The sequence below is a fragment of the Streptomyces canarius genome (genome assembly GCF_014650735.1).
In the GTDB taxonomy this organism is placed as follows: Bacteria; Actinomycetota; Actinomycetes; order Streptomycetales; family Streptomycetaceae; genus Streptomyces; species Streptomyces olivaceoviridis.
In genome coordinates, this window is sequence record NZ_BMVN01000007.1 from 35720 (window position 1) to 55891 (window position 20172).

16 protein-coding genes are annotated in these 20172 nt (G+C 74.1%); 7 read left to right on the plus strand and 9 right to left on the minus strand.

Annotation, left to right across the window (positions count from 1 at the left end):
• Nucleotides 1-85: 85 nt before the first annotated feature.
• Nucleotides 86-1300, minus strand: coding sequence for a M6 family metalloprotease domain-containing protein (locus IE294_RS12480; RefSeq protein ID WP_189885692.1), 1215 nt, complete (start codon nt 1298-1300; stop codon nt 86-88).
• 374 nt (nt 1301-1674) lie between these two features.
• Here IE294_RS12480 and IE294_RS12485 point away from each other — a divergent pair, with 374 nt between their 5' ends.
• Nucleotides 1675-3477 (plus strand): putative bifunctional diguanylate cyclase/phosphodiesterase, encoded by a 1803-nt coding sequence (locus IE294_RS12485; RefSeq protein ID WP_189885311.1) that lies wholly within the window; start codon nt 1675-1677, stop codon nt 3475-3477.
• Here IE294_RS12485 and IE294_RS12490 read toward each other — a convergent pair.
• The 5 genes from IE294_RS12490 to IE294_RS12510 all read right to left on the minus strand — a co-directional run bounded on the left by IE294_RS12490 (nt 3456) and on the right by IE294_RS12510 (nt 9827).
• Complete coding sequence (locus IE294_RS12490; RefSeq protein WP_189885313.1) at nt 3456-4553, minus strand: LLM class flavin-dependent oxidoreductase; 1098 nt, start codon at nt 4551-4553, stop codon at nt 3456-3458. The genes IE294_RS12485 and IE294_RS12490 overlap by 22 nt on opposite strands.
• A 289-nt stretch (nt 4554-4842) precedes the next feature.
• On the minus strand, nt 4843-6180 hold the full coding sequence (locus IE294_RS12495) for an AAA domain-containing protein (protein ID WP_189885315.1): 1338 nt from the start codon (nt 6178-6180) through the stop codon (nt 4843-4845).
• The gene (locus IE294_RS12500; RefSeq protein ID WP_189885317.1) at nt 6177-7766 is read right to left on the minus strand and encodes an amino acid adenylation domain-containing protein; all 1590 of its coding nucleotides are present in this window, start codon (nt 7764-7766) and stop codon (nt 6177-6179) included. The genes IE294_RS12495 and IE294_RS12500 overlap by 4 nt, the downstream gene beginning before the upstream one ends.
• Nucleotides 7757-8986, minus strand: a complete 1230-nt coding sequence (locus IE294_RS12505; protein ID WP_373315813.1) for a hypothetical protein — start codon at nt 8984-8986, stop codon at nt 7757-7759. The genes IE294_RS12500 and IE294_RS12505 overlap by 10 nt, the downstream gene beginning before the upstream one ends.
• Nucleotides 8883-9827, minus strand: coding sequence for a phosphatase PAP2 family protein (locus IE294_RS12510; protein WP_189885319.1), 945 nt, complete (start codon nt 9825-9827; stop codon nt 8883-8885). The genes IE294_RS12505 and IE294_RS12510 overlap by 104 nt, the downstream gene beginning before the upstream one ends.
• A 238-nt stretch (nt 9828-10065) precedes the next feature.
• Between IE294_RS12510 and IE294_RS12515 the strand changes: the two genes are divergently transcribed.
• Nucleotides 10066-10662: a histidine phosphatase family protein gene (locus IE294_RS12515; RefSeq protein WP_189885321.1), complete on the plus strand. Its 597-nt coding sequence runs from the start codon at nt 10066-10068 to the stop codon at nt 10660-10662.
• Between the two features lie 162 nt (nt 10663-10824).
• Here the strand turns inward: IE294_RS12515 and IE294_RS12520 are convergent, their stop codons facing one another.
• Entirely contained in the window at nt 10825-12333 is a 1509-nt protein-coding gene (locus tag IE294_RS12520; protein ID WP_189885324.1) for an NsdA family TPR-like regulatory protein, read from the minus strand.
• A gap of 265 nt (nt 12334-12598) precedes the next feature.
• On the opposite strand from IE294_RS12520, the gene IE294_RS12525 reads away from it, so the two are divergent.
• Nucleotides 12599-13009 (plus strand): hypothetical protein, encoded by a 411-nt coding sequence (locus tag IE294_RS12525; RefSeq protein ID WP_189885326.1) that lies wholly within the window; start codon nt 12599-12601, stop codon nt 13007-13009.
• 34 nt (nt 13010-13043) lie between these two features.
• Nucleotides 13044-13913: a spermidine synthase gene (locus tag IE294_RS12530; RefSeq protein WP_189885328.1), complete on the plus strand. Its 870-nt coding sequence runs from the start codon at nt 13044-13046 to the stop codon at nt 13911-13913.
• A 33-nt stretch (nt 13914-13946) separates the two neighbouring features.
• Here the strand turns inward: IE294_RS12530 and IE294_RS12535 are convergent, their stop codons facing one another.
• Nucleotides 13947-14471, minus strand: a complete 525-nt coding sequence (locus IE294_RS12535; protein WP_189885330.1) for a hypothetical protein — start codon at nt 14469-14471, stop codon at nt 13947-13949.
• Between the two features lie 99 nt (nt 14472-14570).
• Here IE294_RS12535 and IE294_RS12540 point away from each other — a divergent pair, with 99 nt between their 5' ends.
• From IE294_RS12540 to IE294_RS12550, 3 genes are all read left to right on the plus strand, one after another.
• A complete protein-coding gene (locus tag IE294_RS12540; RefSeq protein ID WP_189885332.1) occupies nt 14571-15278 on the plus strand; it encodes a response regulator transcription factor in 708 nt (235 codons plus the stop codon).
• A complete protein-coding gene (locus IE294_RS12545) occupies nt 15275-16678 on the plus strand; it encodes a sensor histidine kinase (RefSeq protein ID WP_189885335.1) in 1404 nt (467 codons plus the stop codon). The genes IE294_RS12540 and IE294_RS12545 overlap by 4 nt, the downstream gene beginning before the upstream one ends.
• Before the next feature lie 109 nt (nt 16679-16787).
• Nucleotides 16788-18263 (plus strand): glycoside hydrolase family 18 protein, encoded by a 1476-nt coding sequence (locus IE294_RS12550; protein ID WP_189885337.1) that lies wholly within the window; start codon nt 16788-16790, stop codon nt 18261-18263.
• Between the two features lie 67 nt (nt 18264-18330).
• Here IE294_RS12550 and IE294_RS12555 read toward each other — a convergent pair whose 3' ends face one another.
• Nucleotides 18331-19758: a GH1 family beta-glucosidase gene (locus IE294_RS12555; protein WP_189885339.1), complete on the minus strand. Its 1428-nt coding sequence runs from the start codon at nt 19756-19758 to the stop codon at nt 18331-18333.
• Nucleotides 19759-20172: the final 414 nt, after the last annotated feature.

A 20172-nucleotide genomic window follows, 5' to 3' on the forward strand; every position in this document is an offset into this window, starting at 1 on the left:
ACGGCGGGTCCGGTTCGAAAGAATCCGGCCCGCCGTTTTCGTATACGAACGGGCGGTCGCGCGGCGCCCCCGTTCGGCCGCACGGTCAGTCACTGATCCCCGGCGTGATCTTCACCGTCCACGCCCCGGATGCCGTCCGCCCCTCCGCCTCCACCTTCACGCCCTCCCCGGGGACCGTGAAGCTCTCCCCGAGGGAGAGCGGCGCGTCGGCGAGGGGGGCGTAGACCGAGTTCTCCCAGCAGGCCTCGGTGTGCGGGTGGGCGTCCACGACCTGGATCGGGCCGTCGCCGGACTCGGCGGTGGCGCGCACCCGGTAGATCAGGATGCCCTGCCGGCAGGACGCCCGGTCGTTGCCGGTCGCGTCGCGCGCCTCGATGGCGAGGGCGGTCTCCGGGCCGGTGCGCACCACGGCCAGCTTGACACCGTGGCCGAGGCCGAAGCCGGGGGTCTCGCCCGCCCCCGGCGCCGGCCCGCCGGGCCCGGCCGCGAGGGGCTCCAGGGTGAGGCGGGTCGGCGCGGCGCCGCGCACGCACACCACCTGGCGCGGATCCAGCCAGCCGAGCCGCCACTTGTGCCAGGCGAACAGGTCAGGGGCGAGCCCGAACTGGCTGCCCATCAGGTCCCAGTCGCCCACGTAGGTGTCCCAGTCGCCCTTGCCGTCGACCGGGCGGTGGTAGAGGTCGGGCAGGTCGAAGACGTGGCCGGTCTCGTGGGCGAGGACCAGCCGGTCCGGCGGATGGTGCTCGAACACGGTGACGACCCGCCGGACACCGGTGCCGTCGACGCGCAGGGGGGTCTCCAGGTTGACGACCTTCGTGGCGTCCGAGTCGACGCCGGGCGCGTCCGGGTCGGCGACGAGGTACACGATCGGGTAGCGCGCGAAGTCGACCTCCTTGTCGGCCACGGCGAACGCGTCGCGCAGATAGGCGGCCCGGTCCTCCACGTCCCAGTCCCGCCGCATGGCGTACGAGGTCGACGGGCGCGGCATGCGCAGCCAGTGTTGCAGCGGGTGCGGGCGCAGGGTGAACCTGCCGTAGGACGCCTGTTCGTAGAAGCGGCTGGTGGCCGGGAAGTGGTCGGCGGCCAGTTCGGCGGGGGTCGTGCGCGGGGTGGCGTCCGGGAACGAGAGGAAGATCATCACGGCGTCCAGCGTGCCGACCGGGCGGGTGTAGGCGGGGTTCCAGCTGTCGACGCCCTCCGAGTGGTGGGCCTCGGTGCGGTGCAGGGCACAGGGCGCCGGCGAGAAGGGCTCGGCGACCGAGGGGCCGCCGAGGATCGAGGTCGCGGCGAGCGCCGACATCGTGGTGACCACGGCGGCGGTGCTGCGCAGCTTGGGCACGGACTGACCTCCGGATGCGGTTCGGGACCCGCACCCAGATTGCTGGCAATCGATGTGTTATGCCCTGTTTGCCTGCACCAGAAGGGTGAGTGCGCCCCCATTGCGCCCCGGCGCGCCCCGGCGCTCGACATCCCCGAAACACTCACGGAACGTCACAACTGGTCGGGGGCCTGAAGAACCCGTCCAGGTGCGGGCAGAAACGATCTGTCAGAACCTGTGCTCTGTCCGGGACACTGGACAGCGGCTGGAAGGGCCCGGAGCCAGCCTCTATGATCGGCACACTTTCCGGCACGGACAGGCACGGACACAGATCGAGTGCACTGCGGGAGCGAGCGGTGAGCGGAACGTCCGAAGGGCCGACGCCCGCGGCAGACCTCGACCGGTCAGCCGTCACAGACAGTCACTACACCACCTACCACCGTGTCTTCGCGACCGCCCCGCTCGCCATGGCGGTCGTGGCCCCCGAGGGCCTCGTCGTCAGCGCCAACACCGCCCTCGGTGAGCTGCTCGGCGCCGCCCCCGGCACCCTCGTCGGGCGGGTCGCCGCCGACCTGGTGGACCTGGCCGCGGACGCCCGTAGCCGGCACGCCTACCACGAGGTGCTGCGCGGCCGGCAGGCCCGACTGCGCTGCACCCGCCGGCTGAAGCACCCCGAGGGGCACTCGCTGTGGGTGCAGGTCACCGTCGCCCCGCTGACCGGCGAACCCGGCGTCCTGCTGTCGGTCGCCGACATCAGCTCCCGGCGCGAACTCCAGGCCCGGCTGCGGCACTTGCAGATGCACGACCCGGTGACCCGGCTGCCCAACCGCACACTGTTCTTCGAGCGCCTGACGGCCGCGCTGGAGGCGGAGTCGTACGAGGAGAGCGGCACCGGCCGGATCGGCCTGTGCTACCTGGACCTCGACGGCTTCAAGGCGGTCAACGACACCCTCGGCCACCGCATCGGCGACCGGCTCCTCGCGGCCGTCGCCGAACGCCTGACCCGGGTCGCCGACGAGACGGGGTACGCCCGCGCCGCCACCCCCCTCGTGGCCCGGCTCGGCGGCGACGAGTTCGCGCTGCTGGTGGAGGACTCCACCGGCACCGAGCAGCTCGCCGACCTGGCCGAGTCCGCCCTGAAGGCACTGGAGGAACCCTTCGATCTGGCCGGTCAGCGGCTGTCGTTGACCGCGTCCATCGGCGTCGTCGAGCGGCACGCGGCCGGTACGACGGCCACCGGGCTGATGCAGGCGGCCGATACGACCCTGTACTGGGCGAAGGCCGACGGCAAGGGCCGCTGGACCCTGTTCGACCCCGAGCGCAACGCCCACCGCATGACCCGCCAGGCGCTGTCCTCCACCCTGCGGCCCGCCATCGAACGCGAGGAATTCGCCCTCGAATACCAGCCGTTGGTGGCCATGGAGGACGGCCGGCTCAACGGCGTCGAGGCCCTGATCCGCTGGCACCACCCGCAGTTCGGCACCTTGACGCCGAATCGGTTCATCGGACTGGCCGAGGAGGACGGCTCGATCGTGCAGCTCGGCCGCTGGGCGCTGCACACCGCCTGCCGGCAGGCCCGCCGCTGGCAGCTGGACCACCCCGGCGAACCGCCCATCTTCGTCAGCGTGAACGTCGCCGTACGGCAGGTGTGGGACTCGGACCTGGTGGCCGACGTGGCGGAGATCCTCGCCGAGACCGGACTCGCGCCGCAGCTGCTCCAGCTGGAGCTGACCGAGTCGGCGGTGATGGGCTCGGCCGGACGTCCGCTCCAGGCCCTTCAGGCCCTCAGCGACATGGGCGTGCGCATCGCCATCGACGACTTCGGCACCGGCTACTCCAACCTCGCCTACCTCAGCCGGCTGCCGGTCTCCACACTGAAGCTGGACGGCTCCTTCGTCCGGGGCTTCCAGTACGACGGCGACAAGAAGGCGATCGCCCCGAACCCGGCGGACGAGGTCATCGTGGAGGCGATGATCCAGCTCGCCCACCGGCTCGGTCTGACGGTCACCGCGGAGTGCGTGGAGACCTCCGCCCAGGCCACCCGGCTGCGCCGGATCGGCTGCGACACCGGACAGGGCTGGCTGTACTCCCGCCCGGTGCCGCCGGATCGTATCTCCGAGCTGCTGGGGGCGCAGGCCTACGCGGTCGGCAATCCGTAGGCGTCCGCGATCAGTTCGTAGGAGCGCAGGCGGAGTTCACCGCGGTGCGCGTGCGAGGTGATCATCAGCTCGTCGGCGCCGGTGCGCTTGCGCAGGTCGTCCAGTCCGGCGCGGACCTCTTCGGCCGTGCCGTGCACGATGTTGGCCGTCCAGGAGGCGACGAACTCCTCCTCCATCGGGCTGAACTCGTGCCGCTCGGCCTCCTTGGGGTCGGGGAACAGTCCGGGGCGGCCGGTGCGCAGCCGGACCATGTTCAGCGCCATCGCCCGGCTCTGCCTGCGGGCCTCCCGTTCGTCGTCCGTGGCGAGGGCGGAGACGCCGATGAGGGCGTACGGCTCGGAGAGGACGGCGGAGGGCCGGAAGGACTCCCGGTACAGGTCGAGCGCCGGGATGGTGTTCTGCGCGGAGAAGTGGTGCGCGAAGGCGAACGGCAGGCCGAGCAGGCCGGCCAGGCGGGCGCTGAAGCCGGAGGAGCCGAGCAGCCAGACGGGCGGCCGGTGCGGCGACTGGACCCCGCCGGGGGTGCTGCCCTGGACCGGTCCCGGGATCGCGTGGATGCGGCGGTACGGGTGGCCGTCCGGGAAGTCGTCGTCCAGGAACCGGGTCAGCTCCGCGAGCTGCTGCGGGAAGTCGTCGGCGCCCTCGTTGAGGGTGTCGGTACGGCGCAGCGCCGCGGCCGTGGCCCCGTCGGTGCCCGGCGCCCGGCCGAGGCCCAGGTCGACCCGGCCCGGGGCCAGCGCCTCCAGCGTGCCGAACTGCTCGGCGATCACCAGCGGGGCGTGGTTGGGCAGCATGACGCCGCCCGAGCCGAGCCGGATGCGGTCGGTGTGGGCGGCCAGGTGGGCGAGGATCACGGCGGGGGAGGAGGAGGCCACACCGGGCATGGAGTGGTGCTCGGCGACCCAGTACCGGTGGAAGCCGCGGGACTCCGTGAACCGGGCGAGCGCGACGCTGGTGCGCAGGGCGTCGGTGGCGGTACTGCCCGCGCCGACGGTCACCAGGTCCAGTACGGAGAGGGGGGCGGGGGCGGTGCCGAGCGTGGTGCCCCGGATCTCGTCTGCCTCGTCTGCCGACACGGTGTGCGCCTCCTGATGCGAGCGTGAGCTGTCCTTCAGCGCCTAACAGGAGAGAGTCCCCGCTTATTCCCTCCGGGCGGGATCCGCCGTGGATCCGCCGGGGAGGTGTCGGGGGTGGTGGTCAGGGGTGCCAGGTCACGCGGTGTTCTCTGAGGTGGGACAGGACCGCGTGGTTCGCCTCCCAGCCGTCCGGGCTGTGACTATCGGCCGCCTCCGGCGGCGTGCCGGACTCCGTCCGGCGGAGGGGTGTGGGGGCCCTGGTCCGCCGGGGAGGTGCCGGGGGTGGTGGTCAGGGGTGCCAGGTCACGCGGTGTTCTCTGAGGTGGGACAGGACCGCGTGGTTCGCCTCCCAGCCGTCCGGGAACTTCACCAGCGTTCCCAGCTGGACCGGTTCCGTGGAGGGGTAGTCGTCGAGCAGGTCGGTCACCCCGGCGCGGCAGATCATGATGCACGCGTGGCGGTGGCGGGACGCCAGGACGCACAGGCGGCCCGTCTCCAGGTGGAAGGCGGTGGCGTCGGGGCGGCCGGAGAGCGGGTGCAGGACGACCGTGACGTCGTACTCGCGGCCCTGGAGACGGTTCGCCGTGTCGACGGTCACGTCCGGGACGCCGAGGTCGGCCAGGGCCGCGCGGATCGCCGCCGCCTGGTCGCGGTGGGCCGTGCCCACCGCGACGCGGTCGGCCGTCAGGGGGGTGGGGTGCGGCGCGCGTTCGGACGTGGCCGCGCCGCCTCGGTCCAGCAGCCGGCGGACCACCGCCGCCACCGCCCGGACCGCCTCCGGGTCCGTGCGCGGGGTGTGCCGGGCGGGCAGCTCCAGCAGGCCCCAGCCGGACTCCGCGGCCTCGTCGATCACCCGGTCCGGGCCGGAGCCGTCGGAGGGGACGGCGAAGGCCAGCCGGCGGTCCCCGTGGGAGGTGCCGCTGCGGAACGGGGTGTACGGGTAGAAGGCGTCCGAGACCAGGGGAGCCGCCGAGGCCGGCAGCCGCCAGGAGACCGGAAGCCGGTGCTGGGGCAGCTCCGGGTTGTGGGCCAGGAGGGTGGTGACCGCCGAGGCCGAGGGGTCGTACGACAGGCCCGCCCACTGCTCGCTGCCGACGATGGAGAAGGGGTCCAGCTGGCCCGGGTCGCCCACGAACAGCGCCCGTTCGAACAGGCCGGCCACGGCGAGCAGGGAATCGGAGCGCATCTGGTACGCCTCGTCCACGATCGCGTGCCGCCAGGGCTCGTCCACCTTCACGTGCGCCCACTTGGCGGCCGTCGAGAGGACCACCGGCAGCCCGCTCAGGTCGGCCGCCTTCGCCGACGTGCGGACCTGCGGCAAGGCGTCCAGCGCCGCGTCGTACGCGTCCGTGTCGCTGCTGTGCAGACGGCCGACGGGCAGGTCCGGGTTCTTCTCGGCCAGACGCAGGACCAGGTCGTCCACCTGGGCGTTCGTCTGGGCCACGATCATCAGCGGGCGCCCGGCAGCGGCGAGTTCGAGCGCCGCGCGGACCACCAGCGTCGACTTGCCGGCACCCGGCGGGGAGTCCACCACCACGCCCCGCTCGGTGCCGTGCAGCGTGTCGTGGAGGATCGCGTCGGTGGCGCGGCCGGCCGCGGCTCCGGGATCGAAGTCGACGGTCGTCACAGCACGTCCTCCTCGGTCACGGTGTCGGGGGCCTCCGGCGCCGGCTCGCCCGGCGGGCCGCCGTGCGTCCACGGGGTCTCCTCCGGGTCGGGCAGCTTCGCGCCGCCGCGCTGCTCGTGCTCGAACAGGGTGAAGCAGACCCGGTCGCCCTTCTCCGGCACCGAGCCGGGCTCCGGCTCCTTCCCGCGGCCCATCTTGTCCAGGACGCGCAGGACCAGCACACCGTCGGCCTCCTGACCGACGAACTCCGCCGACTGCGGCTTGCCGCCCAGCGAGCGGTACACCTTCCCCCGCTCCGCCAGATGGGGCCGGTCGTCGGTGCGGACCGTCACCAGCGGGCGCGGACTCGGCCGCTTCCCCTCGCTGTACGCCATCACGACGTCGGTCACCTCGCCCGCGAACGCCTCCCCGGCCAGCCGCCGCCCCGCCATCACCAGCGGGTCGTCCAGCGCCTCCTGCGCCTCCAGCCGGGCCTGCTCACGCTCGCGCGTGGCCAGCTTGTTCGCCGCCGTCACCGCGTCGTCCCGGCGCGGCTGCGGGGGCTCACCGGCCAGCACCCGGTCCCGGTGCCCGGTGAACGACCAGCGGTCCCGGGTCCAGCGCCCCTCCACGTGCGCGCCCTCCGGCAGCGCCCGCAGCAGGTCCAGGCCCCGCCACACCGCGTCCCAGGTGGGCCGGGTACGGCTCTCGACCAGGTCGCGGACCTCCCGCTCGGCCCGGGTGAGCGCGGCCAGCCGGTCGTCTGCCTCCAGCGGGTCCTCGGCGGCGGCCAGGGCCGTCCGCGCGCGGTCGTAGCGCTCGATCGCCGGGGCCAGCAGCTTGTTGTCGAACGCCGGGTCGGTGGCCGGGCCGGCCGGCGGGCACAGCAACTGGCCGTCGGCGTCCCTGGCGAGTTCGGCCCGGCGGGCCGCCTCGGCGCCGGTCAGGCCCTGCGGGGGGTCGATCCAGGCCAGCAGCGCGCCCAGGTGTTCGTCCTCCAGGCCCGACTGGCCGGTCGCCCAGTGCCGGGACAGCACATCGGTCAGGGCGAGCAGCAGCGAGGAGCCCGGGACCCGGGCCCGCTCGCCGTAGTGGGTCAGCCAGCGGCCGAGCAACGGCACCCGCGGCGGCGCCGGATAGGGGGCGTCCGGGTCCTGCTCGGCGGTGCGCCGGAACCGCATCGAGCGGCCCAGCAGCCGTACGAAGTCCAGGCCCGTGCGGCTCGGCACGATCAGCTGGGGCGCGTCCGCGCACAGCTCCGCCGCCACCTTGACCCGCTTGCCGGTCTCCGGATCGGTCTCGGTGCGCTCGGCCGCCTCCACGGAGTCGGCGTACGCGTCGATGTAGGGCAGGACGACATCGGCCAGGTCGGCCAGGAACGTGAAGCGCAGATCGCGGTCGCGGGGCTGCGGTACGACCAGCAGCCGGGGCGCGTCCCGGTCGGTGCCGACCAGCGCGCCGAGCGGGGCGCCCGTCTCGCCGGCCGTGGTGAGCGGCACGAACACCAGGGGGTGGTCGGACAGACGCCGGTGCCGGACGGTCGCGGCGGGCTGCGCCCGGCCCGTGCCGACGGCTTCCAGCCGGGCGAGGGCGGTGATCAGGGACACGGGACCGCCTCCCGAAGCTCCCGGGCCTCGCGCAGGGCCTCCGCGCGCAGGGCCGCCGCCCGGCGCAGCGCGGCCACCGCCGGGTCGTCCGGGTCGCCGCTCACGCCGTGGGCCGCCGCCAGGACCTCCTCGACCGTGGCCAGCCCGCCCAGCTCGGCCCGCAGCGGCCGGCCGAGCCGGGTGACCGCGCCGGCCGCGCGGGCCCGCTCCCGGCAGTGGAAGGCCAGCTCGCAGGCGGACAGGCACTCGGGCGCGTACGTCGCCGGCACCGCCTCCACGGCCGCCGTCAGCTCCTCGGCGGGGCGGTCGGGCGCGAAGCACGTGCCCTCGGGCAGCGCGTCGGCGATCTCCTCGACGCGGGTGAGCCGGGCCAGCTGGCGGGCGGTGACCGCGCGCTGCTTGCGGACGTCCACGGCGGAGCCCGCGGGCAGGTTGGAGAAGTCCTTCGGGCACACCAGCAGCACCTGGTGGCGCACCCGCGGCACCGGAGCGCCCTGTGGGGCGGGCTCCTGCGGCTCCGCGCCGAGACGCTTCGCGACCTCCTCCAGGGCGAGCACGTACACCGCTGCCTGGCGGGCCGCCGCGCCCACCTTCGCCGGGTCCGCGGCGCCGTCCACCATCGGGAAGGACTTGATCTCCACCACCGACCAGCTGCCGTCCGGGTGCACCACGACCGCGTCCGGCTCCAGGAAGGCGAGCGAACCGGCCACGTCCAGGGCGAGCATCGGATGGTCCAGGAGCGTCCAGCCGCCGGCCCGCGTGGCCTCGCGCAGTGCCAGCGCCGTACGGGCCGTACGCCCCTCCGGGCCGTGCGCGGTCAGGTCGGGTACGGCCGCCGTGGCGGGCGGTTCGGCGCCGGGGTCGAGCCGGGCGTGCGCCAGCCGCAGCAGTTCGGCGCCGCCGTCCGCCTTGACCCGCGCCTCGAACGCGTTGCCCCGGGTCAGCGCGAACTGCGACTGCCCGAAACCGGACGGCGCGCCCAGCGCGCCGGCCAGCCGGGCCTTGTCCACCCCGGCGCCGTCCAGGATCGCCCGCCGGGAGCAGCCCGGGTTCGCCGCGAGCGCGGCGAGGGCGCGGGCGTCCAGGGCCTTGGCCGGTACGTCGGGACCGCGCAGCTCAGCGAGCCGGTGCCGGAGCCCCTTCGCCCGCGTCGCTGGGGGAGGCGTCCGGTCCGGCCGCGGGGTCGTGCCGCGACTCGCGCTGCCGTGGAATTCGCTCACCCGCCGAAGTCTGGCATCCGGCACTGACAATCGGGGAACCCGTGCCCTGCGTGACCGGTGCGGTACGGCGGGACAGCCGGGTCCGCACGAGGTCCGCGGCCCGCAGCACCAGCGGTGCCAGCAGCAGGCCGACGCCCATCACGGCCACGCCCGCGACCGCGTCCAGGAAGTAGTGGTTGGCGGTGCCCATGACCACCAGCGCGGTGACCAGCGGGTAGACGACACCGAGGACCTTCGTCAGGCGCGTGCCGCCGTACCGCCACAGCATCACACCGCACCACAGCGCCCAGCCCACGTGCAGGCTCGGCATCGCCGCGTACTGGTTGGTCATGCCGCCCATGCCGCGCGGGGCGCTGGCCTCGCCGCCCCACCAGCCGTACGCGCTGTACTGCGCCATCGTGTCCACGAAGCCGTGGCCGGCCGAGAGCAGGCGGGGCGGGCAGGTCGGCAGCAGGGTGAAGCCGATCAGGCCGATGAACGTGGACGTCATCAGCCAGGTGCGGGCCGCCCGGTAGTGCCGGGCACGCGCGCGGAACAGCCAGACCAGGATCACGGGCGTGACCAGGTAGTGCAGCGAGGCGTACCAGAAGTCGGCCGGCACCCCGAGCCAGGGCTCGCGCGTGAACAGCCGGTTCAGCGGGTGCTCCGCGTTCAGGCGCAGGGCCTTCTCGACGCGCAGGATCGCCAGGCCGTGGTCGACGGCGCCGGCGACGTCACCGCGCGCGAGGAGCCGGCCGGCCGAGTAACAGCCGTAGACCAGCAGGATCAGCGGCAGCTCGGTCCACCAGCGCAGCCGGGGTCGCGGGGCCACCTCGGTGCCCGGTGTCTCGGTCTGCGGCATCCGATCGCCCTCCCCCTTCTGCTGTGCGGCTGCGCCCCGGCGGGCGACCGTGCCACTTTACGGTGTCCCTACTCGGCCCATGACGGGCGCTCGGATCACGCCGGTGCGCGTCAGTCCTCGAAGACGCGGAGATCGCCCGGCGGGTTGCCCGGGAGCGGGGTGCGCGATGATGGAGGGACCGCACCCCCTCGTCGTGCGTCCCCTGTTGTGCATCCGCTTGTTCCTTCGGAGAGACCCCATGGCACCGCGCATTCTGCTGGCCCGGCACGGACAGACGGCATGGTCGCTGTCCGGCAAGCACACCGGCAGGACCGATGTGCCGCTGCTGGAGGAGGGCCGGCGCGGGGCCAAGCTGCTCGGTGAGCGGCTGCACCGCGCCCCGCTGGACGGACTGGCGGACGCGGAGGTGCGGACCAGCCCGCTGGTACGCGCGCGGGAGACGTGCGAACTGGCCGGCTTCGGGGACCGTGCCACGGTGTGGGACACGCTGATGGAGTGGGACTACGGCGCGTACGAGGGCATGACCCCGGCCGAGATCCAGGCCGTGCGGCCCGGTTGGCTGATCTGGCGGGACGGGGTCCCGCGGGGCGAGACGATCGCCGACGTCACCGCGCGCGCGGACGAGGTGGTCTCCTGGGCCCGTTCGGCCGACCGGGACGTCCTGGTCTTCGCCCACGGGCACGTCCTGCGGTCGATCGGGGCGCGGTGGCTGGGGCTGGGGCTGGACTTCGCGGCGCGGATACGGCTGAACCCCACGTCGCTGTCGGTACTGGGCTGGGCCTACGGGGAACCGGCGATCGAGAGCTGGAACGACACGGGGCACTTGGCGGGCTGAGCGGGCGGCCCGCGCCCCGGAGCGGCGCGGGGCCGTAGCGGTGTGCGCTCCGCCGCGTGGGCGCGGTCGGCTACGACCCACCCGCGGACCGGCGACCACCGGACGTCCCGCCCCGCACCGGAGAACCCCGCGAACCCCGAGAATCCCGGAACCCGGGAACCGCTACACCCGCCGGGGAACGGACGCGTGGCGGTCCAGGAACTCCGACACCCCCGACGCCCGCCGGTGCGGCAGCAGCACCCGCGCCGTCCCGGCCAGCATCGTCTGGATCCGGGAGGACTGGACCTGGTCCAGCAGCGCCAGCACCCGCAGCCCCGCCTCCGCCGCCTCGTCGGGGCGTCCCTCGCGGGCGAGGTCGTCGGCCAGCTCCGCGGTGTACAGCGCGATGTTCCGCGTGAAGTGGGGGTCCTGGAGGCGCGCCGCCCGCCGCGCGTGCCGGGACGCCCGCCGCCAGTCGCCCAGCGTGGACCAGCACTGCGCCTCCAGCCCCTCCAGCTCGGCCTCCCCGTAGAAGCTCATCCACTCGGGGTCGGCGTCCGAGCGGCCCCGCTCGAACAGGGCGTGCGCCCGGGCCAGCGCCTGCGCGCAGCCGGTGCGGTCGGCGAGCCCCGCCCAGCCGCCCGCCTCGCGCAGCGCCAGCAGGGACATCAGCCGGTCGGAGCCGAGCGGCTGGGCGGCGCGCTGCGCGGCCTGCGCGGCCCGCACCGCCTCCCGGGGGTGCCCGGCGTCCCGGGCCAGGAACGCGGTGTTGCAGAAGGCGTGTGCCTCCAGTGCCGGATCGCCGGTCATACGAGCGGTCGCCAGTGCCTCCGCGTAGTGCGAGCGGGCGTCGTCGAAGCGGCCGGAGTCATGGGCCAGCCAGCCGACGGAGATGGCGAGTTCCCCGGCGCCCGCGTGCAGCCGGTCGGCGGTGGTCTGCCGGGTCGCGCCGGCGTCGAGCAGCTCGTACGCGGCGCGCAGCGGAGCCGCCGCGCGCCGGTAGAGGCCGTCCGCGCCGTGCCGGTCGTCGAGCAGCCGGATGCGGCGGACGGCTTCTTCCAGCGCCGCCGCCTCGGAGGTGCCGGCGCGCCGCAGCCGCCGTTCCGCCGCCGTGGCGCCGGTGGTGAGCCCCAGCGGGGCCAGCGTGGCGGCGGCCATCGTGACGCCTCCGCCGGTCATGAATGCGCGACGCAGCACGTCGCTCTCCTCGTGGTTCAGGGGGTCTTTCGCAAACGGTTCGTGCGGTTCGTACAGCTGGTGCGGTTCAAGCGGCCCCCGTCCCCGCGGGCCCCGCGCGTCGCGGGACCCACCGGCCTCACGGGACTCATACGGCTCTGAAGGCCCGCGGGACTCACCGGGCACCCCCTCCGCGGAGGCCGTCTCCACCGCCGTACGCGCCGCGCGTCCACGGACGGAGGAGCGGGGCGCGAAGCCGAGGTCGGTGAGCGTGCGGCCGGGAAACAGGTGCAGGAACACCCGTTCGTACGCGTAGTTGGGGCAGCGGATCTCGCCCGCCTCGACCCGGCCGATGTAGCGCGCGTCACAGCTCACCCGCTCCCCGATCTCGCGCGCGGCCCGCCTCACCAGCGCCGCGAACTCCGCCGGTGAGCGCCGGCCGCGCAGCTGCCGGAAGGCGAGGTTCGGCCGTGGTGGCCGTTCGGGCTGTGACGAGGTCACGGTTGACGACGCCATGGCCGGGTCCTCTCGTGCGAACCGTCGAACCGCGCCGGGACCCGGGCGATGCCGGGACGAGTTGCCCGTGTGACGCCCTGGTTCCGGCGGGCATGAACGTACCCGCTGTGACGGACCCGCCACGCGGTGTTTGGCTACAAACCGGATATCTCATGCACGATCTGCCATGAAGTGCCATCCTTTGCGGCGCACTTGTGCCGTTGCCGTTGACGCGCTCGCGCGTTGGACTCCATGGACCGCAACAGGGCTGTGTGTGGAGGCCGGCATGGAGACCAGCCAGAGCAACGATCCTTGTACGTCGCCGTCGTCGTCCGCGTGCGCGGGAGGTGACGCGAGATGCGACCTCGTGACGGTACCGACCCGGCAGGGGCTGGAGGCGGTCGACATCCTGCGACGGGGCGCGGCGGACGCGGTCGGCCCCGTGCTGCACGACGACGGCTGCGGCACCCTCGGCTTCCTGGTGCCGGCCGGTACGGCCGCCGGCTGGGACGTGCCGGGCAGCACCTGCACCGAGACCGACGGCCGCGGGCTGCGGCTGAACCCCGAGCCGCCGGTGGAGGGCTCCGACTGGCTGCTGCCGCCCGGCGAGGCGGACCTCGCCACCGACCCGGTGGTCCTGCGCCGGGCCCTGGGCGAGGCGGCCCGCCTGATCGAGGCGGCCGACAACTGCCGGTGACGCGCCTGCCCCCGACGGCTGCGAAAATGGGGGGATGGGCAGGTCGAGGAACACACGGCGCGGGTCGGCCGCCGCAGCCGCGGTCGAGGAGCCGGTCGACGGCGGGCTCGCGCAGCTCGTGCCCGACCCGGACCGCGCCCGGGCCTGGACGCTGCTGATCGACGGCGCGCCCCAGTCGCACGTCGACCTGGACGACCCGGCGTACCTGTCCTTCGAGTACCAGCGCCGCCTCGGCCATGTCATCGACCTCGCCGCCCCGCCCGGCAAGCCCGTGCACGCCGTGCACCTCGGCGGCGGCGCGCTCACCCTCGCCCGGTACGTCGCCGCGACCCGGCCCCGCTCCACCCAGCAGGTCGTGGAGCGGGACGAGAGCCTGGTGCGGCTCGTCCGCCGGGAGCTGCCGCTGGACCCGGGCGCGCGCATCCGGGTGCGGGCCACCGACGCCCGCGCGGGGCTCGCCAAGGTGCCGGACGGCTGGGCCGACCTGGTCGTCGCCGATGTCTTCAGCGGCGCCCGCACCCCCGCCCACCTCACCTCCACCGAGTTCCTGGACGAGGTCCGGCGCGCACTGAAGCCCTCCGGTGTCTACACGGCCAACCTCGCCGACGGCCCGCCGCTCGCGCACCTGCGCGGCCAGATCGCCACCGCCGCCGCCCGGTTCGGCGAACTCGCGCTGATCGCCGACGCGGCCGTGCTGCGCGGCAAGCGCTTCGGCAACGCGATCCTCGTCGCCTCCGACCTCCCGCTGCCGCTCGCCGAACTCACCCGCCGCGCCGCCTCCGACCCGCACCCCGCCCGGGTCGAACACGGCAGACGGCTCACCGACTTCACGGGTGGCGCGGTGCCCGTGACGGACGACGCCGCGGTGGCCTCCCCGGCCCCGCCGCCCTCGGTGTTCCGTTAGGCCCGCTCCGCCCGCAGAACTCCGCCGGGTGGGTCAGTACGTCCCCACCTCCACCCGCGGCGGCCCGTCGTGCCAGGTGCAGAACACCGACACCCGGTCCGCGCCCCGGCTGAACTCCACCCGGATCCAGCTCTCGGTCTTCCACACCTGTATCGACCAGCCCGTCCCCGGGGTCGCCGACACGAGCGCGGCGTCGGCCGGCCGAAGGTCGAACACCGCCCGGCCGCCGTCGGTGTCGTAGGACTTGATCCGGCCGGACGCGGTGGGGGTGGCGGTGACGGTGGGGGACGGGGACGGTGTGCGGGCCGGCGTGTGCGCGGGCGCCGGCGTCGCCGCCCGCCGGACCGGCCGCTCGCGCGACGGGGCCGGCGACGCAGAAGGTGCCCGGGACGCCGGCTTCACGTCCTGGGCGTCCGCGTCGGCGGCCGTGACCGGAAGCGCGCGCGGCGGGTCGTACGCCGTCCCCGTCATCACCGTGTGGACACCCCACCACGACAGCGTGACCGCCGCCCCCGTCGCGAGCAGCCACGCCAGTACGTGTACGAGTCCTCTGCGCATCGCGGGCCATACTGCCCCAGGGGTACCGCCGTTCGCACATGCCCCGAGTTGTCCACAGGCGTCCGCCCGGTGTCGTCCGCATGGCGTACGGTGCGGCGCATGGCACGTGTGCTCGTGGTCGAGGACGACCAGTTCGTACGCTCGGCGCTCATCCGGCACCTGACCGACGCCGCACACACCGTGCGCAGCGTCGGTACGGCACTGGAGGCGCTGCGCGAGGTCGCCCATTTCCGCTTCGACCTGGTCATCCTGGACCTCGGACTGCCCGACCTGGACGGCTCCGAGGCCCTGAAGATGCTGCGCGGCATCACCGACGTACCCGTCATCATCGCCACCGCCCGGGACGACGAGACGGAGATCGTCCGGCTGCTGAACGCCGGGGCGGACGACTACCTGACCAAGCCGTTCTCCGTCGAACACCTCTCCGCCCGGATCGCCGCCGTGCTGCGCCGCGCCCGTGCCGGCGGCGGCGAGGCCCCGTCCTCCTCCGTGCTCCGCGTCGGCGGCCTGACCGTCGACCCGCTGCGCCGCCAGGCCGAGTTGGACGGGGCCGCGCTCGACCTCACCCGCCGCGAGTTCGACCTGCTGGCCTTCCTGGCCGCACGGCCGGGCGTCGTCGTCCCGCGCAAGGAACTCCTCGCCGAGGTCTGGCAGCAGTCCTACGGCGACGACCAGACCATCGACGTCCATCTGTCCTGGCTGCGCCGCAAACTGGGGGAGACGGCCGCCCGCCCGCGCTATCTGCACACGCTGCGGGGCGTCGGGGTGAAGCTGGAACCGCCCTCGGACGGGCAGGCCCCGCGATGAGATGGGCTCTGGTCAAGGTCTGCCTCGCGGTCACCACGATGGTCGTGGTCGCCTTCGCCGTGCCGCTCGGCCTGGTCGTCAAGGAGATGGCCCGCGACCGCGCGTTCTCAGGCGCCGAGCGGAAGGCCGCGGCGGTCGCGCCCGCGCTGTCCATCACCACCGACCGGGACCAGCTGGAGCGGGTGGTGGCCTCGGCCGGCGCCGACTCCGGGATGGCGGTCCACCTGCCCGCCGAGGGCGGCCGGGCCGCGCTCGACCTCGGCCGGCAGCGCGCCGCGGGACCCGACATCGAGGCCGTACGACGACTCGGCCGCGCCTCCACCACCACCGTCACCGGCGGCTCCACCCTGCTCCAGCCGGTCGCCCTCGGCTCCGGCGCGATAGCCGTGGTCGAGGTGTACGTCCCCGAGTCCGAGGTGACCAACGGCGTCGGCACGGCCTGGGCGGTGCTCGCGGCCGTCGGCCTCGCGCTGACCGTCGGCTCGGTCGCGGTCGCCGACCGGCTCGGCGTGCGCATGGTGCGGCCCGCGCGGCGGCTCGTCGAGGGCGCGCACGAGCTGGGCGAGGGCAAGCTGGGCGCCCGGGTGCCGGAGGACGGCCCGAACGAACTCCGGCTGGCGGCCGTCGCGTTCAACTCCATGGCCGACCAGGTCGTCCAGCTCCTCGCCAACGAACGGGAGCTGGCCGCCGACCTCTCGCACCGGCTGCGCACCCCGCTCACCGTGCTCCGGCTGAACGCGGCCTCCCTCGGCGCCGGACCCGCCGCCGAGCAGACCCGGGCCGCCGTCGCCCAGTTGGAGCGCGAGGTCGACACCATCATCCGCACGGCTCGCGAGGCCAAGCCGCAGACGGCCGCCGCCGGATCCGGCGCGGGCTGCGACGCGGCCGAAGTGGTCCGCGCACGCATGGAGTTCTGGTCCGCGCTGGCGGAGGACGAGGGCCGCAAGTGGCGGGTGGCCGGCGTCGACCGGCCGGTGCGCGTACCCGTGGCCCGCGCCGACCTGGCCGCCGCGCTCGACGCCCTGCTCGGCAACGTCTTCCGGCACACCGCCGAGGGCACCGCCTTCGCGGTCGACGTGCACAACGGCGAGGACGCGGTGATCGTGCTCGTCTCCGACGCGGGCCCCGGCATAGCCGACCCCGAGGCGGCGATGGCCCGCGGCCGGGGCTCCGGACACACCGGCTCCACCGGCCTGGGCCTGGACATCGTCCGCCGGCTCGCCGAGTCCACCGGCGGTGACGTCCGCATCGGCTCCTCGGTGCTGGGCGGCACCGAGGTGCGGATCTGGTTCCAGCTGGACGCGCGCAAGCCGGTGGGGCGCGGACAGCGGGGTGCCGTACGCAGACGCCGATCGGGCACATCGGTCTCCACCTTTAACCGTCCCCGATCGCTTCCTTAAGCGAACCCTAAGGTCTGCGACGGGTGCCCCGAACAAGCGGTTCGTCCCTTTCCTGATCGCTAGCGTGCTGCCGCACCTCACCCCGTGAACAGCGAAGGCAGGCACGCGCATGAGCACGCACCGGCGCAGGATCAGTGGCAGGAACAAGGCGATAGGCGGCCTGGTGGCCGCGGCCGTGATCGGCGGCGGCGCGGTCCTGCTCACCGGCACGGCCAACGCGGCCGGTGTGAACGCCGCGTACACCAGGACCAGCGACTGGTCCACGGGCTACACCGCCCAGTACGTCGTCACCAACAACACCGGCCAGGCCGAGAAGACCTGGACGCTGGAGTTCGACCTCCCGGCGGGCGCCGAGCTCGGCTCCCTGTGGAACGGCGAGTCGAGCGTCAGCGGTCAGCACGTCACCGTGAAGCCGGCCACGTGGGACACCGACGGCCTGGCCCCCGGCAAGTCGGTGACCGTGGGCTTCGTGGTCAACGGCAGCGGAGACCCGACGGGTTGCCGTATCGACGACGCGCGGTGTTCCGCGGACGGCGGTGCGACCCCCGAGCCGAGCGGCCGGCCGACACAGACCACCCAGCCACCGACCCCGGCCCCCACCGCCACGTCCACCTCGACCCCCACCCAGAGCGCACCCGCCACCCAGAGCGCGACCCCCACCCCCACCGGCAGCACCGGATCCGGCACCACCGCCTCCGCCGGCTTCGCCCCCTACGTCGACACCAGCCTCTACCCGGCCTTCGACCTCCTCCGCGCCGCCGACGCGACCGGCGTGAAGAACTACAACCTCGCCTTCCTCACCGACGGCGGCGGCTGCACCCCCAAGTGGGGCGGGGTCACGGACCTCACCAGTGACGCCGTGGCCGCGCAGATCGGCGCGCTGCGCGCCAAGGGCGGTGACGTCCGGGTCTCCTTCGGCGGGGCCTCCGGCTCCGAGCTGGCCACCACCTGCTCCTCCGCGGACGCGCTGGCGGCGGCGTACGGCAAGGCGGTCGACGCGTATCTGCTGACCAAGGTCGACTTCGACGTCGAGGGCGGCGCGCTGCCCGACACCGCCGCCAACACCCGCCGCGCCCAGGCCATCGCCAAGCTCCAGGCGCAGCACCCGGGCCTGGACGTCTCCTTCACCCTCCCGGTGATGCCCGAGGGCCTCACCCAGGACGGCGTGAACCTCCTCGCCAGCGCCAGGTCCAACGGCGTGAAGATCAACACCGTCAACATCATGGCGATGGACTACGGCGCCTCGTACAGCGGCGACATGGGCACCTACGCCGAGCAGGCCGCGACCGCCACGCAGGCCCAGGTCAAGAGCGTGCTGGGGCTGTCCGACTCCGCCGCCTGGAAGGCCGTGGCCGTCACCCCGATGATCGGCGTCAACGACATCTCCTCCGAGGTCTTCAAGGCCGACGACGCCACCCAGCTGGTGGACTTCGCCCGGTCCAAGGGGCTCGGCTGGCTGTCGATGTGGTCGGCGACCCGTGACAAGCAGTGCGCCGGTGGCACCAAGCCCACCGCCGACGCCACGTGCAGCTCCGTCACCCAGGAACCGTTCGCCTTCTCCAAGGCGTTCGAGGCGTACAAATAGCCGCGCCGCCCACCGACGACCGGACGAGGGGTCCGGCGGATCACACCGCCGGGCCCCCGCCCCGCTCTCAGGCCCCCGGAGCCACCGGCGGGAGCACCCGTGTCCGCGCCGCCTCCCCGTACCACCGCGCGCTCGACTTCGGCGTCCGTTCCAGCGTGGCGTAGTCCACGTACACCGCGCCGAACCGCTTGCCGTACCCGTACGCCCACTCGAAGTTGTCCATCAGGGACCACAGGTAGTAGCCGCGTACGTCGGCGCCGTCGGCGATGGCGCGGCGCACCTCCGCCAGGTGGGCGTGCAGGTAGGCGATGCGCTCGGGGTCGTGCACCCGGCCGTCGGGGTCGGGTTTGTCGTCGTAGGCCGCGCCGTTCTCGGTGATGTGCAGGGGGAGGCCGGGCGCCTCGCGCGTGTAGCGCATGACCAGGTCGTACAGGCCCGTCGGATCGATCGTCCAGCCCATCTCCGTGCGGTCGCCGGGGGTCTGGTGGAACAGGATGTCGTCGGCGGCCGGCCACGGCGAGTGGTCGCTGGAACCGTGGCCGTCCGCCCGCGGGCCCTTGGCCTCGCCGGACGCGGCCGAGACCAGCGTCGGGGTGTAGTAGTTCAGGCCCAGCGCGTCCAGCGGGGCGTTGATCGTGCGGACGTCATCGTCCAGGACGTACGACCAGTCGGTGATCGAGCGCGTGGCCTCGAAGAGCGACGAGGGGTACGCCCCGTGCAGGATCGGCCCGTGGAACACACCGTTGGCCAGGTCGTCGATCCGGCGGGCCGCGGCCAGGTCGGCCGGGTCCTGGGAAAGGGGCCGTACGACGGAGGAGTTGAGGCTGATCGCGATCCGGTTGCCGGTCGGCATCACCCCGCGGAGGGCGGAAACGGCCAGTCCGTGCCCCAGGTTGAGGTGGTGGGCCGCGCGCAGCGAGGCCGCCGGGTCGGTCCGGCCGGGGGCGTGCACCCCGGAGGCGTAGCCCAGGAAGGCGCTGCACCACGGCTCGTTGAGGGTGATCCACTGCTCCACCCGGTCGCCCAGCGCCTCGCCGACGAGCCGCGCGTACTCGGCGAACCGGAACGCGGTGTCCCGCTCCGGCCAGCCGCCCGCGTCCTCCAGCTCCTGCGGCAGGTCCCAGTGGTAGAGGGTGAGCGCCGGTGTGATGCCCCGGGCGAGCAGCTCGTCGACCAGACGGCGGTAGAAGTCCAGGCCCCGCTGGACCGCCGGTCCCCGGCCCGTCGGCTGCACCCGGGACCAGGAGACGGAGAAGCGGTACGCGGTCAGGCCCAGCTCCGCCATGAGCGCCACGTCGTCGCGGTAGCGGTGGTAGTGGTCGACGGCGATGTCCCCGGTCTCGCCGCCGGCCGTCCTGCCCGGCGTATGGCTGAACGTGTCCCAGATCGAGGGGGTGCGGCCGTCCTCCCGCACCGCCCCCTCGATCTGGTACGCCGAGGTCGCGGCGCCGAAGAGGAAGGCGGGAGGAAAGGCCACGGTCGTCGGTTCGGGCATGAGGGCTCTCCCAAGGGTCGAGTGCACGCATTATGCATGGGAGCGCTCCCACGACGAAAGGGGCGGGCCGCGATCGATATGCCCGGGGGGCTGACTTCTCGGGCCGGCGCCCGACTTCGCGGACCGAGCCGTGTCCTCTCGGCCGCCGCCCGGCTTCTCGGACTGACCAGCGACTTCTCGGACCGAGGTTCGGCTTCTCGGGCTGTCCCGTGTTCTCTCGGACTCGGCGCCCCACCACTCACGCTGACCCGTGACCTCTTGGCCGGCGCCCGACCCCTCAGGCCGACCCGCGGCCCCGGCCTCTCGGGCTGGCCCGCGACTTCTCGGACCCGGCGCCCGATCTCTCAGGCCGGCGCGCGACTTCTCGGGGCCGCCGCCCGACCTCCCAGGCCGACCCGCGACTTGTCGGGCCGA

Coding starts and splice junctions, on each gene's coding strand:
- IE294_RS12480 (WP_189885692.1), bottom strand. CDS start 1,300: ATGTCGGCGCTCGCCGCGACCTCGATCCTCGGCGGCCCCTCGGTCGCC.
- IE294_RS12510 (WP_189885319.1), bottom strand. CDS start 9,827: ATGCCGCAGACCGAGACACCGGGCACCGAGGTGGCCCCGCGACCCCGG.
- IE294_RS12515 (WP_189885321.1), top strand. CDS start 10,066: ATGGCACCGCGCATTCTGCTGGCCCGGCACGGACAGACGGCATGGTCG.
- IE294_RS12520 (WP_189885324.1), bottom strand. CDS start 12,333: ATGGCGTCGTCAACCGTGACCTCGTCACAGCCCGAACGGCCACCACGG.
- IE294_RS12525 (WP_189885326.1), top strand. CDS start 12,599: ATGGAGACCAGCCAGAGCAACGATCCTTGTACGTCGCCGTCGTCGTCC.
- IE294_RS12530 (WP_189885328.1), top strand. CDS start 13,044: ATGGGCAGGTCGAGGAACACACGGCGCGGGTCGGCCGCCGCAGCCGCG.
- IE294_RS12535 (WP_189885330.1), bottom strand. CDS start 14,471: ATGCGCAGAGGACTCGTACACGTACTGGCGTGGCTGCTCGCGACGGGG.
- IE294_RS12540 (WP_189885332.1), top strand. CDS start 14,571: ATGGCACGTGTGCTCGTGGTCGAGGACGACCAGTTCGTACGCTCGGCG.
- IE294_RS12545 (WP_189885335.1), top strand. CDS start 15,275: ATGAGATGGGCTCTGGTCAAGGTCTGCCTCGCGGTCACCACGATGGTC.
- IE294_RS12550 (WP_189885337.1), top strand. CDS start 16,788: ATGAGCACGCACCGGCGCAGGATCAGTGGCAGGAACAAGGCGATAGGC.
- IE294_RS12555 (WP_189885339.1), bottom strand. CDS start 19,758: ATGCCCGAACCGACGACCGTGGCCTTTCCTCCCGCCTTCCTCTTCGGC.